The sequence below is a fragment of the Pseudomonas fuscovaginae SE-1 genome (genome assembly GCF_000364705.1).
Taxonomy (GTDB): domain Bacteria; phylum Pseudomonadota; class Gammaproteobacteria; order Pseudomonadales; family Pseudomonadaceae; genus Aquipseudomonas; species Aquipseudomonas fuscovaginae_A.
On the sequence record NZ_AQOH01000061.1, the window covers coordinates 21266 to 33998 of the forward strand.

The following is a 12733-nucleotide window of genomic DNA, read 5'->3' on the forward strand; positions in this document are numbered from 1 at the left end:
TTCCATTACATTTCATTTCTACAGGCCGAGAACTTTCGGCTATCCCGTAGTTTTTTTCGGACACCGACTTTTCCTCATGAGCAAGCCCGATCATCTGCTGATCGTCGATGACGATCCGGAAATCCGTCAGTTGCTTTCCGAGTACCTGACCAACGCCGGCTACCAGACCTCCACCGCCTGTGATGGCAAGGAGATGCGCCGCCGCCTGGAACTGAATGTCATCGACCTGATCGTCCTCGACCTGATGCTGCCGGGGGAGGATGGGCTGAGTCTGTGCCGCGAACTGCGGGTGACCTCCAACACCCCGGTGATCATGTTGACCGCCCGCGGTACTCTGGTGGATCGGATCCTCGGCCTGGAACTGGGCGCCGACGACTATCTGCCCAAGCCGTTCGACCCGCGCGAACTGCTGGTGCGTATAAAGGTGGTGTTGCGCCGGGCCCAGAGTTTCCCCGAGCGGGCGCGGATCGACGATGTGCCGACCATTCGCTTCGCCGGCTGGCAACTGGATACCCGGGCCCGCCAACTGCTATCCCCGCAAGGGCTGGTGATCAGCCTGGGCAACACCGATTTCCGTGTGTTGCGCCTGCTGCTGCAGCATCCCAACCGACCACTGAGCCGGGATTTCCTGCTCAATCACGTGTTCGAAAAGGACAGCACGCCGTTCGACCGCTCGATCGACGTGTGCATCAGCCGTCTGCGCCAGCAACTGGAGCCGAGCCTGATCAAGACCGTGCGTAACGAGGGCTACATGCTCACCGCCACCGATGTGGAACCCCAGTCGTGAAGCTGTGGCCGGGCTCGCTGTTCGGCCGGCTGGTGCTGATCCTGGTGACGGGCATGCTGGCGGCGCAGATCCTCACCAGCAGCATCTGGTACGACGTACGCCACAGTCAGGTCCTGGAAATCCCCTCCCGCCTGATCGCTACCCGGCTGGCCAATATCGTCCGTCTTTCGCACCTTGACCCGCACCGTGCGGACAGCCTGATCGAGTTGATCGACTCGCCGAACTTTCGCCTGACCCTCAGTGAACAGGCCAGCGGTATCCCCGGCAGGCTCAGCGAGAAGGACCAGGACACCGAGCGGTTGCTGAACAAGGTACTGTCGGAGAAGACCGGCTACTCCCAGACCCTGCGCCTGTTGCAGGTGTCGGTGGTGGATCAGCAGGGGCAGATTGCCGGCCTGTCCACACTGTTCGGCGCCCGTCCGGCGATCGGCCGCTTCCTGATCGACCTGCGCCTGCCCGATGGTCGCTGGCTGCTGGTGGAGGCCAGCGAGGAGCAGGGCTGGACCAGCACTTCGCCGCTGGATCTGCTGTTCGACTACGTGATGCGTATCTACCTGTTGCGGATCATCGTGGTGGTGATCATTGCGTTGCTCGCGGTGCGCCTGGCGATCCGTCCGCTGAACGCCCTGGCCAAGGCCGCCGAGGCCCTGGGGCGGGACATCCGCCGACCGCCGTTGCCACTGGACGGGCCGACCGAGGTTCGACGGGCGGCCCAGGCCTTCAATGTCATGCAGCAGCAACTGATCGCCAGTATCGCCGAGCGCACCCGTTTCCTCGCGGCCATTTCCCATGACCTGCGCTCGCCCATCACCCGGCTGCGCCTGCGCACCGAACTGCTGGAGGACAACCAGGTCAAGGAGCGCTTTCGCACGGATCTGGAAGACATGGAACACATGGTCTCCAGTACCCTGGACTTCGTCAGCAGTGGCGAGGTGAACGAGGAGCGCCAGAGCATCGATATCAATGCGCTGCTGCGCAGCCTGCAGGCCGACCTGGAGGATATCGGCGAACCGATCAGCGTCGAGGGCCGGGCACAACGACCCTTGCCCGGTTATGCCCGCAGCCTCAAGCGCTGCGTGCAGAACCTGCTGGAGAACGCGGTGCGGTATGGTCGCGAGGTGGTGGTGCGGATCGAGGACGAGTCGCAGCACCTGCGTATCATCATCCGTGATCGCGGCCCGGGTGTTCCCGAGGCGCTGCTGGAGCAGGTGGTGGAGCCTTTCTATCGGGTGGAGGGTTCGCGCAATGCGAAAACCGGCGGCTATGGCCTGGGGCTGAGCATTGCCCATACCATCGCGGCGGCCCACGGTGGCCGCATGACCTTGCGCAATCGCCAAGGCGGCGGGCTGGAGGTGACGCTGGCCTTCGAGCGGCGCGAGGATTAGGGGGCAAGCGCAGCAAGCTACGGGGAACTGTCTTCAGTTCACTGCCGATAAGCGGCAGAACAGGCGTGCACGAGTGTGGCGGTGATCGTCTGGTTGGCGTGCGCCGCAGCTCCGTGGGCGTTCGCTTGCCAGCGAAGGCGGCCCTGAGTGTGCCGGAAGCTTCGCGGGCAAGCCCGTTCCCACAAAGTGACGGGCGCGCGTTATATCGAGCATGCCGCTCTGGACTGCTCCCAAGGCGGCTGGTACGGCCTGGCTTTCAGACGAGGCGTCAGGCGCCGTGGCACTTCTTGAATTTCTTGCCGTTGCCGCATGGGCACGGGTCGTTGCGGCCCACGTCCTTCAGAGCGTTGCGTACCGGCTCCTGGTGCGCGTGGTTGCAGTGCGGGCCGTGAACGTGGCCGTGATCGTGGTGCGCGTGATCATGATCGTGGTTGCAATCGGGGCCATGGACGTGAGGTTGCTGGGTCATGCTGGAACTACTCCGAAATGAGATCGCCGGGAATTATCTCGCCTTTGTGCTCCAGGTGCACGTCATAGCCGATGAATAATCCGGTTTCCAGGGTGCCTTCCAGCCGATAGGGGATGGGCTTGCCGGGTTTTTCCAGGCGCTTGGCCAGCGGTTTCAGGTGCTGCCAGAGGTTGGTCCGTACCGGCACCACGAAAAAGGCTCGACTGTTGGGCTCCACGGTCATCCAGCGGTCGTAGTCGCCTTCGGCCAGCAGCCACTGGTCCAGGTAGATGCGATAGTGCAGGGCGCGCACGGTCAGGGGGTTGTCGTTGGGGTTGTCGAGGCGAAAGTGCAGCTTGAACCTCTGCTGCAGCAGCGTGGCCTTGACCAGTTCCACCCGGATCACGCTGACCTCGGGGTCCCGAGGCCCGGCATCGAGCCAGGAGGCGCAGCCGGGCAGCGCCAGGGCGGCCAGCAGGGCGAGCGTAGCGAGTGTCCGTGGGTGCATGGGGGCCTCCTCTCGAAGCCCAGTCTAGTCCGACCCCATCAACTGGGCGATACTGCTGTCGGTCAACCTGGGATCGAATGGGCACACAGGAGCGTGGTCATGAGCCTTTACGAGATTGTCTTCAGTGGCGAACTGCTGCCCGGGGCGTCGGTCGAGCAGGTTCGCAGCAACCTGGCGCGGCTGTTCCAGGCCGATACCCAGCGGATCGAACTGTTGTTCTCCGGGCGCCGGCTGGTGCTGAAGAACCAGCTCGATGCGGCGGCCGCGGAGAAGTACCGCGCGACCCTCGAGCGGGCCGGCGCGCGGGTCGAAGTGCTGGCCATGCCGCCGCAAGAGGTCGCGGTGGACACTGCTGCCGAACCGGCCAGTCGTGCCCGGGTGGTGCCGCGCGACGTCTGCATGGCCGCATTCAGCTCCGTCGATGCGCCGGATTACGCGATTGCCGAGGTCGGCGGTGACCTGCAGGACCCGAGGCCGGCAGCGGTCGCGCCGGTTTTCGACCTGTCGGCGCTAAGCATGGCACCGCTGGGCAGCGATATGGGACAGATCCCGGGGCCCGCGGCACCGGCGGCACCCGACACCTCCCATCTGAAGCTGTGCTGAGCCGGCTTATCCGGCCAGATAGCCCGAACAGCACTTCTTGTATTTCTGCCCGCTGCCGCAGGGGCAGGCATCGTTGCGCCCGGCCTTGAGCGTCACGGTCGGGTCGATGAAGTACCAGCGTCCGGCGTTCTGCACGAAGGCGGAGCGTTCGCGGTGGCTGTGTTCGCCGCCGCTGTCGTGCCAGCGTGCGGTAAAAGTGACGAAAGCATGTTCCGGCTGGCCGCCGAACACCTCCGAGCCTTCCACCTCCAGGCCCAGCCAGGTGCTTTGCGCACTCCAGTCGGCAATGGACTGGCGGTCCAGGCCGGCCTGCTGGATCGGCAGGGTGGTCGCCACCAGGTAATCGACCAGACCCAGCACGTAGGCGCTGTAGCGCGAGCGCATCAGCGCTTCGGCGCAGGGCGCTGGATGGCCGGCATGATAATGGCCGCAGCAGGTGTCGAGCAGGTTGCCGCTGCCGCAGGGGCAAATCGATACGCTCACGGGAATCACCACCAGTATTTGCCGAAGTTTTCCGGGTTGGCCCAGAACTTGGCGTTGAGCCAGTCCGGGACCTGTTTGTATTCGCGCAGGTCATAGGTGAACAGCGTCAGCACCTGCTCGTCGCGCTGGAAGCGTTCGCTGCTCTGCAGGGCCAGGGCGAAGAAGTCGCTGTCCTGCCAGTCGGCGGCCGGCATGTCCACCAGCACCGCCAGGCGGCTGGCATTGAGGTTGCGGATACCGCCGAGCAGTTCCCGGCCGGCTCGCTTGGGCAAGTGTTCGAGGCAGTCGAGCACCAGGGCCAGGTCGAAACGTCGCGCCGCCAGTTCGGCCGGCAGGGCCCCGGGTTCGGCGAAGGCGACCTGGGTCTGCGGGTGAGCCGCCTGGAATGCCTCGAGTGCCGGAAAGCTGCTCGCGCCCACCAGCAGCAGGGTCTGCGGGGCATAGCGGTCCAGGAGTGCCGCCAGGGCTTGCTGGGGCGTGCGGGAAGAAATGCTCTCGGTCATCGAAAATCCTCAATCAGAACTGCAAAGACTAGCCTGCCCGGCGGGGCGGGCCTAGTGGTCTGTGCGGATAATTCAAGGCCCCTGGGCGAAGGCGAACGGATGAACCGACGGCACGGGCCGCTGGTGTTCCCTGCGGCTCTGGAGTGGGTGATTTCGCCGAACCTTGGGGGAAACCGACCGTTGGAGAATAATTTTTTCAGCCCACTGGCAAAGTGCCCGTGCAAGCCGTTACTGTGCGCCCAAAGAATAAATTCACGAGAGGGGCGTATGAAGGTGCTTTGGGGGTTGGGGAAGGTCCTGACACTGCTGTTCTGGCTGGTGGTGCTGGTCAACCTGGTGAGCCCGCTGATCAGTCCGTTCCGTCTGCTGGTGAATCTGGCCGGGAGCCTGCTGTTGTTGACTCATTTGCTGGAGGTGCTGCTGTTCAACGGCAGCCTGCGCGAGCGTGCCCATCCCTGGCGTGATCGGGCGCAGATCCTGATATTCGGCATGTTCCATGTGCAGGTTCTGCCACTTCCCTCCCGTGAGGAGGCCAGCCATGCGTAGTCTTTGCCTGCTGGCAGCGCTGTGCAGCCCCCTGGCTTTCGCCCAGGTCGTCAGCGTCGAGCCCCATTCCGTGCTGCGTCTGCCGGGCAATACCAGTTCCCTGCAGTTGGAGCGCCTGGAGGTGGCCGACAATGGCACCCTGCTGGTTCCAGCAGGCATCACCCGGCTGGATGTGGGCGACTTGCACCTTGGGCGCGAGGCGCGTATCGCCATCGTGCCCAGTGAACAGGCCTTCGAGCTCAAGGCCGTGCGCGCCGAGCTCGACAGTGGCAGCCAGATTACCGCGCGCGGTGCTCCTGGTACCTATCAGAAGGCACCCTTGCCTGGGCGGAACCTGAATGTACGGATCGACGCCCTGAAAGGGCCGCTGTTGTCGGTGGACGCCCGTGGCGGCACCGGCGTTCCGGGTTATGTCGGGCTCGACGGTGCCAACGGTGCGGAGCCGGGCTGCACCTGGGGCAGTGCCGGACGCGGCGCGGACGGTGACAATGGCGGCGATGGCCGCCAGGGCGCACCGGGAGCGCAGGTTCGGCTGCAACTGCCACGGGACTACCCGGCCGAGCAGATCAAGGTCCAGGTCGATGGTGGTGCCGGTGGCCCGGCGGGAGCGGCGGGACGCCCTGGTGCCGGTGGCAAGTCCAAGGGCTGCTTCATCTATGACACCGCCGGCGGCAAACCGGGTCGACCTGGCTTGGCCGGGAAGCCAGGGCCCCAGGGCGAGGCTGGTAGCGTAACCATCCAGCGGTTGTGAATGGCCTGGGGCGCCAAGTCTGCCAGTCGACATGAGGCATGACTTGCCGGCCCCATCGCCAGCAAGCCGGCTCCCACGAGGTCGCTGCCGATCACAAGGTTCAGGTGCAACGCCGAACCTCTGGGAGCCGGCTTGCTGGCGATGGCGATCATCCTCTCAGCACCCGTCTCAGAGCATCGGCCGCGCCGCTACGATCGCCACCAGCGTCAGCCCGATCAGCAGGTTGATCCCCACCAGCCGACGAATTCTGCCCAGCACGGTGGCCCCTTCGGCCCATTGCCCGGCCTCGACCGCCTTGCGCAGTTCCGGCAACTGCAATGACTGGATACGAAGAAACAGTGCCAACATCACGATGTACAGCCCCATCATGATCTGTACGTAGCGTGGCGCCGTCTCGAATCCGCTGAAGCGCAGATGGAGCAAGCCCATGCCGCTGATCGGCAGCACCACCACCGCGACCCAGACCCAGACGAAGAACCGCTGAAACACCTGGATCCACAATTTCAGCCGGGCCGGCCCCTCCAGTGCGGCCATGGCCGCCGGACGCAGGACCATCCAGGCGAAGAACATGCCGCCGACCCAGATCAGGGCCGCCAGCAGATGCAGGGCATAAACGAGGGCAAAAGCGGTCATTCGGCTACTCCGTTCGGCGTGGGATGAATTAGCGGGGTATGATAGCGGCCATTCGAACCACTGAAAATTTATCCAGCGTTTTTCGCGCCCGAAGAATCATGATCAGCACCGAACTCAAAACCACGATCCAGGGCGCCTATTCGCGTTTCCTCGAAGCCAAGAGCCTCAAGCCGCGTTATGGCCAGCGCCTGATGATCGCCGAAGTGGCGAAGGTCCTCGGCGATATCGACACCGATGACGAAGGCCGCCGCGACGGCGAGCCGGCGGTGGTGGCGGTCGAGGCCGGCACCGGTACCGGCAAGACCGTCGCCTACAGCCTGGCGGCGATCCCCACCGCCAAGGCGGCCGGCAAGCGCCTGGTGATCGCCACCGCGACCGTCGCCCTGCAGGAGCAGATCGTCTACAAGGACCTGCCGGACCTGATGCGCAGCAGCGGGCTGAATTTCAGCTTCGCCCTGGCCAAGGGCCGTGGGCGCTACATGTGCCTGTCCAAGCTCGACATGCTGCTGCAGGAGGGCCATGCGCAAACCGCCACGGCCCAGTTGTTCGAGGAAGAAGGCTTCAAGATCGAGGTCGATGAGGCCAGCCAGAAGCTGTTCACCAGCATGATCGAGAAACTGGCCGGCAACAAATGGGACGGCGACCGCGACAGCTGGCCCACGGCCCTGGAAGATGCCGACTGGGCCCGGCTGACCACCGACCACAGCCAGTGCACCACCCGCCATTGCCCGAACTTCGGCCAGTGCGCCTTCTACAAGGCCCGCGAGGGCATGGGCAAGGTCGATGTGATCGTCACCAACCACGACATGGTGCTGGCCGACCTCGCCCTCGGCGGCGGCGCGGTATTGCCCGACCCGCGCGACACCCTGTACGTGTTCGACGAAGGCCATCACCTGCCGGACAAGGCCATCGGCCACTTTGCCCATTACACCCGGCTGCGCTCGACCGCCGATTGGCTGGAGCAGACCGCCAAGAACCTGACCAAGCTGCTGGCCCAGCATCCGCTGCCGGGCGACCTGGGCAAGTGGATCGAGCAGGTCCCGGAACTGGCCCGTGAGATCAAGACCCAGCAGCAGTTCATGTTCAGCGCCTGCGAGCAGTTGGCCGACTTCCGCAGCGGCGAAGACATGGAAGGCCGCGAGCGGCCACGTCATCGCTTCGTCGGTGGGGTGATCCCCGAGCACATTCGGGAAATCGGCATCGAGCTGAAGAAGGGCTTCGCCCGCCTCAACGACCTGTTCACCCGCCTGACCGACCTGCTCAAGGAAGGCATGGACGGCGAGGTCAGCATCGGCATCACCAGCAGCCAGGCCGAGGAGTGGTATCCGCTGTTCGGCAGCCTGCTGTCGCGCGCCCAGGGCAACTGGGAACTGTGGACCGCGTTCACCACCGAGGACCCGGAGGACAACCCGCCGATGGCGCGCTGGCTGACGCTGGCCGAAAGTGGCGCGCTGTTCGACATCGAGGTCAATGCCAGCCCGATCCTGGCCGCGGACATGCTGCGGCGCAACCTGTGGAACGTGGCCTACGGGGCCCTGGTGACTTCGGCGACCTTGACCGCGTTGGGCACCTTCGATCGTTTCCGCATGCGTGCCGGCCTACCGAAGACCGCGGTAACGGCGGTGGTGCCGAGCCCGTTCCATCATGCCGATGCCGGCGTACTGCGGGTGCCGGACCTCAAGGCCGATCCGCGCGATGCCGCCGCCCATACGGCGGCGATCATCCGTGACCTGCCGGAGCTGGTCGAAGGCTCCCGAGGGTCGCTGGTGCTGTTTTCCTCGCGCAAGCAGATGCAGGACGTGTTCGACGGCCTGGATCGCGACTGGCGTCGGCAGGTATTCATCCAGGGCAACCTGTCCAAGCAGGAAACCCTCAACAAGCACAAGGCGCGGGTCGATGGTGGCGACTCCAGCGTGCTGTTCGGCCTGGCGAGCTTCGCCGAGGGGGTCGACCTGCCCGGTGCCTACTGCGAACACGTGGTGATCGCCAAGATCCCCTTCGCGGTGCCGGACGATCCGGTCGAGGCGGCGCTGGCCGAGTGGATCGAGGCCCGTGGCGGTAATCCGTTCATGGAGATCGCGGTGCCGGACGCCTCGCTCAAGCTGGTGCAGGCCTGTGGCCGCTTGCTGCGTACCGAGGCGGACCGGGGGATCATCACCTTGCTCGACCGACGCCTGGTCACCCAGCGCTATGGGAAGGCTATCCTCAATGCCTTGCCACCGTTCCGGCGTGAAATATCTTGATGTGACCTGGGTTAAATCGCCTATTTCGTTGTCTATGGAGGGCGCTTTCGAGGGCCGCACGAATCCGCCCAGGCAGTTTCGTGCAGAGCCCGGCGCCACGCAGGCCGTTGACTGGCCGATAGGGAGAACTGGATTCAAATGATTCGCCGTACGCTGCCCACCGTTTTTGCCCTGCTGTTCGCCGCACCACTGCTGGCCGCGCCTGCTGGCCAGCAGACCCTGTTCAACTTCGTTCGTCCCGCCGATGTGGTGCAGGTGGTGACCAACGGCGCGGACCTGCCGCAATCCAATGCCGAACAGACTGCCGAGGGCGAGGTGCTGCGCCGCGTCACCTTCACCCCGACGGCGCAGCCGAGCCTGCGCCTGACGCCGCAGAGCGGAGCCTGGGACTGGTCGCAGTCCGGGGTGATGAGCCTGCGGATCCAGAGCGCCATGGATTGGGCGCTGACGCTCAACGTGACCATCCAGAGCAACGACGGCAAGACCTTGACCAGCCGTGTCGACCTGCCGGCCGGTCCGGCTCAGACCCTGCTGGTGCCGTTGCAGGCCTTTTCGCCGCTGAGCCAGGGCATGCGTGCCGGGCCGCCGATGCCACTGACCGTGGACGGTCAGCGGGTGCTGCTGGCCAGCAGCGTCGGCGAGCTGGACCGCTCGCAGGTGGTGTCGGTGACCTTGTCGATGGACAAGCCGAAAGTGGCGCAGAACATCCTGCTGGAGCGCTTTGGCGTGCAGAACGGCGACGATGTGATCAAGGCCGCCTACAGCTCGCTGGTCGATGGCTACGGCCAGTCGAGCCGTGCCAGGTGGCCGGAAAAGGTTACGTCCGACGAGCAACTCAAGAGTGCGGCCAACCGCGAAGGGCAACAGCTCAAGGGCTGGCTGGCCGAGCGTGAACGCAATGCCCTGGACAGGTTTGGCGGCTGGACCAAGGGGCCGAGCTTCGAGGCCACGGGCTTTTTCCGCACCGAGAAGCACGACGGCCGCTGGTACCTGGTGACGCCGGAAGGCCATCCGTTCTATTCCCTCGGGGTCAACACGGTCAGTGCCAGCGACCAGCAGACCTATGTCGAGGGGCGTGAATGGATGTTCGGCGAGCTGCCCAAGGCGGGCGAGCCCTTGGCCGCCTACTATGGCAAGGGGGATAACAGTGTCGCCCTGGCTTCCAACGCCGGACGCGGATTCAACCGTGGGCGCTGGTTCGATTTCTATGGTGCCAACCTGCAACGCACCTATGGCAAGCCTTGCGCCCAGCCCAGGGAAGGCGAGTCGCAGCAGCCGTGCACCGAAGGCTTCGACGCCAAGCGCTGGCAGACCCACACCCTGGACCGGTTGCAGGCCTGGGGTTTCAACACCATCGGCAACTGGAGCGACCCGGCGCTGGGCCTGAATGACCGCGTGCCCTATACCTTGCCGCTGTCGATTGTCGGCGACTACGCCAGCATCAGCACCGGTAGCGACTGGTGGGGCGGCATGCCCGATCCGTTCGACCCGCGCTTTGCCATGGCGACCGAGCGTGCCGTGGCCATCGCCGCCCGCGATCACCGCGACGATCCCTGGCTGGTCGGCTACTTCGCCGACAACGAGCTGGCCTGGGCCGGTCCTGGCGACGATCCGAAATCCCGCTACGCATTGGCCTACGGCACCCTGCGCATGACCACCGATGTGGCGGCCAAGCGTGCGTTCCTCAAGCAACTGCGCGACAAGTACCGTAACCAGCAGGGGCTGTCGAAGGCCTGGGGCGTGGATATCCCGACCTGGGAGCAGATGGAGGACCCGGGGTTCGAGGCGCCACTGCCCAATCCCGAGCACCCGGAAATCGAGGCTGACCTCAAGTATTTCCAGAAGGTGTTTGCCGATACCTACTTCAAGACCATCTCCGATTCGCTGAAATGGCATGCGCCGAACCATCTGCTGCTGGGTGGACGCTTCGCCGTCAGCACACCGGAGGCGGTCGCCTCCTGTGCGCAGTACTGCGACGTGCTGAGCTTCAATTTCTACACGCTGCAACCCCAGGACGGCTACGACTTCGACCGCTTGGCGGCGCTGGACAAGCCGGTGCTGATCACCGAGTTCAACTTCGGCTCGCGGGATCGTGGCCCCTTCTGGGGGGGGCTGACCGAGGTAGCGAAGGAGGATGACCGTGGCCCGGCCTATGCCAACTTCCTCAAGCAGGCGGTGAGCGAGCCTTCGATCGTCGGTGTGCACTGGTTCCAGTATCTCGATCAGCCGGTGACCGGACGCCTGCTTGATGGCGAGAACGGCCACTTCGGTCTGGTCGGCATCACCGATGTGCCGTTTCAGGGCTTCGTCGAGAGCGTACGCAAGAGTAATCTGCAGGCTCTCGAACTGCTGGGCAAGGCGGCCGAGAAGGCCAAGGTCGATGCCCAGCAGAAGGCGGCCAAGGGTATCGACCACGACGACAGTGGCGGCAAGGGCCGTTCCGGCAGCGCCGGCGGTGGTGCCGCCGGGCATGCGGGCGGGCACTCCGGTAATGGTCACTGATCGAAAAGCCCCTCTGGACTGTCTCAGGGGCATTTTTCCTACAGTGCAGGTGTAAGAACCGTTCGCCCCGTGTCTGTTCCCAAACCCGACAATCGCTGGAACAATGCACGCACTTTGTCAGGCGTTTGCCCGGGGGAATTCAAGGGTGCAGATTCAGGGTCATTTCGAGCTTCAATTCGAGGCGGTTCGCGAGGCGTTCGCGGCCCTCTTCGACGATCCCCAGGAGCGCGGTGCCGCGCTCTGCATCCGGATCGGCGGGGAAACCGTGGTCGATCTCTGGGCCGGTACCGCCGACAAGGACGGTGCCGAGGCCTGGCACAGCGACACCATCGCCAACCTGTTCTCCTGCACCAAGACCTTTACCGCCGTCGCCGCGTTGCAACTGGTGGCCGAGGGCAAGTTGCAACTGGACGTGCCGGTTGCCCGCTACTGGCCCGAATTCGCCGCAGCCGGTAAAGAACGGATCACCTTGCGCCAGTTGCTTTGCCATCAGGCCGGCCTGCCGGCCCTGCGCGAGTTGCTGGCACCGGAGTCGCTCTACGACTGGCAGGTGATGGTCGATGCCTTGGCCGCCGAGGCACCTTGGTGGACGCCCGGCGACGGCCATGGTTATGCGGCGATCACCTATGGCTGGCTGATCGGCGAGTTGTTGCGCCGGGCAGACGGCCGTGGGCCGGGTGAGTCCATCGCCGCGCGGATCGCCCGCCCGCTGGGGCTGGATTTCCACGTCGGCCTGCCGGACGAGGAGTTCCACCGGGTTGCGCACATCGCCCGTGGCAAGGGCAATGTCGGCGATGCGGCGGCCCAGCGCCTGCTGCAGGTAACCATGCGCGAGCCGACGGCGATGACCACCCGAGCCTTCACCAATCCGCCGTCTATCATGACCAGCACCAATAAACCGGAATGGCGGCGCATGCAGCAGCCGGCGGCCAATGGCCATGGCAATGCGCGCAGCCTGGCCGGTTTCTATAGCGGTCTGCTCGATGGCAGCCTGCTGGAAGGGGAGATGCTCGACGAACTGACTCGCGAGCACAGCCTGGGCATGGACAAGACCCTGCTGACCCAGACCCGTTTCGGTCTGGGCTGCATGCTGGATCAGCCGGACGTCGCCAACGCCACGTTCGGTCTCGGTGCCAGGGCTTTCGGGCATCCGGGTGCCGGGGGTTCGGTCGGTTTTGCCGACCCGGAGCATGATGTCGCCTTCGGTTTCGTGACCAATACCCTGGGGCCGTACGTCCTGATGGACCCGCGGGCCCAGAAGCTGGTACGGATTCTGGCCGGCTGTCTGTAGAATACGCACGGCAAGCCCCAGGTCGGAACCCTGTGGCTTTTGTGTTTTCC

13 protein-coding genes are annotated in these 12733 nt (G+C 64.8%); 8 read left to right on the plus strand and 5 right to left on the minus strand.

Translation table 11 applies throughout. The features are described from left to right. Positions 1–76: 76 nt before the first annotated feature. Together K675_RS0106970 and K675_RS0106975 are read left to right on the plus strand one after the other, a co-directional pair. Positions 77–787, plus strand: a complete 711-nt coding sequence (locus K675_RS0106970) for a response regulator (RefSeq protein ID WP_017902793.1) — start codon at positions 77–79, stop codon at positions 785–787. After that, positions 784–2172 (plus strand): ATP-binding protein, encoded by a 1389-nt coding sequence (locus tag K675_RS0106975; protein WP_017902794.1) that lies wholly within the window; start codon positions 784–786, stop codon positions 2170–2172. Before K675_RS0106970 ends, K675_RS0106975 begins: the two co-directional genes overlap by 4 nt. Positions 2173–2440: 268 nt before the next feature. Here the strand turns inward: K675_RS0106975 and K675_RS32130 are convergent, their stop codons facing one another. Both K675_RS32130 and K675_RS0106985 read right to left on the minus strand, forming a co-directional pair. Next, positions 2441–2641 carry an SEC-C metal-binding domain-containing protein gene (locus K675_RS32130; RefSeq protein WP_037006349.1) on the minus strand — a complete coding sequence of 67 codons (201 nt, stop codon included), beginning with the start codon at positions 2639–2641 and terminating at the stop codon, positions 2441–2443. A gap of 7 nt (positions 2642–2648) precedes the next feature. Beyond that, positions 2649–3128: an LEA type 2 family protein gene (locus K675_RS0106985; protein ID WP_017902796.1), complete on the minus strand. Its 480-nt coding sequence runs from the start codon at positions 3126–3128 to the stop codon at positions 2649–2651. 99 nt (positions 3129–3227) lie between these two features. Between K675_RS0106985 and K675_RS0106990 the strand changes: the two genes are divergently transcribed. After that, the gene (locus tag K675_RS0106990) at positions 3228–3731 is read left to right on the plus strand and encodes a hypothetical protein (RefSeq protein ID WP_017902797.1); all 504 of its coding nucleotides are present in this window, start codon (positions 3228–3230) and stop codon (positions 3729–3731) included. A gap of 6 nt (positions 3732–3737) precedes the next feature. On the opposite strand, the gene K675_RS0106995 is transcribed toward K675_RS0106990, so the two are convergent. Both K675_RS0106995 and K675_RS0107000 read right to left on the minus strand, forming a co-directional pair. Then, a complete protein-coding gene (locus K675_RS0106995) occupies positions 3738–4214 on the minus strand; it encodes a YchJ family protein (protein ID WP_026144996.1) in 477 nt (158 codons plus the stop codon). 5 nt (positions 4215–4219) lie between these two features. Further along, positions 4220–4717, minus strand: coding sequence for a DUF6231 family protein (locus K675_RS0107000; RefSeq protein ID WP_017902799.1), 498 nt, complete (start codon positions 4715–4717; stop codon positions 4220–4222). A gap of 267 nt (positions 4718–4984) precedes the next feature. Here K675_RS0107000 and K675_RS0107005 point away from each other — a divergent pair, with 267 nt between their 5' ends. Further along, positions 4985–5263, plus strand: a complete 279-nt coding sequence (locus K675_RS0107005; protein ID WP_017902800.1) for a DUF1145 domain-containing protein — start codon at positions 4985–4987, stop codon at positions 5261–5263. Then, entirely contained in the window at positions 5256–6014 is a 759-nt protein-coding gene (locus K675_RS0107010; protein WP_017902801.1) for a hypothetical protein, read from the plus strand. Before K675_RS0107005 ends, K675_RS0107010 begins: the two co-directional genes overlap by 8 nt. A gap of 168 nt (positions 6015–6182) precedes the next feature. Here the strand turns inward: K675_RS0107010 and K675_RS0107015 are convergent, their stop codons facing one another. Continuing rightward, positions 6183–6647 carry a CopD family protein gene (locus K675_RS0107015; protein WP_017902802.1) on the minus strand — a complete coding sequence of 155 codons (465 nt, stop codon included), beginning with the start codon at positions 6645–6647 and terminating at the stop codon, positions 6183–6185. Between the two features lie 98 nt (positions 6648–6745). Between K675_RS0107015 and dinG the strand changes: the two genes are divergently transcribed. From dinG to K675_RS0107030, 3 genes are all read left to right on the plus strand, one after another. Next, positions 6746–8890, plus strand: a complete 2145-nt coding sequence (dinG, locus tag K675_RS0107020) for an ATP-dependent DNA helicase DinG (RefSeq protein WP_017902803.1) — start codon at positions 6746–6748, stop codon at positions 8888–8890. Positions 8891–9028: 138 nt separating this feature from the next. Then, on the plus strand, positions 9029–11392 hold the full coding sequence (locus K675_RS0107025; protein ID WP_017902804.1) for a beta-galactosidase: 2364 nt from the start codon (positions 9029–9031) through the stop codon (positions 11390–11392). 145 nt (positions 11393–11537) lie between these two features. Then, positions 11538–12683, plus strand: coding sequence for an EstA family serine hydrolase (locus tag K675_RS0107030; protein WP_017902805.1), 1146 nt, complete (start codon positions 11538–11540; stop codon positions 12681–12683). Positions 12684–12733: the final 50 nt, after the last annotated feature.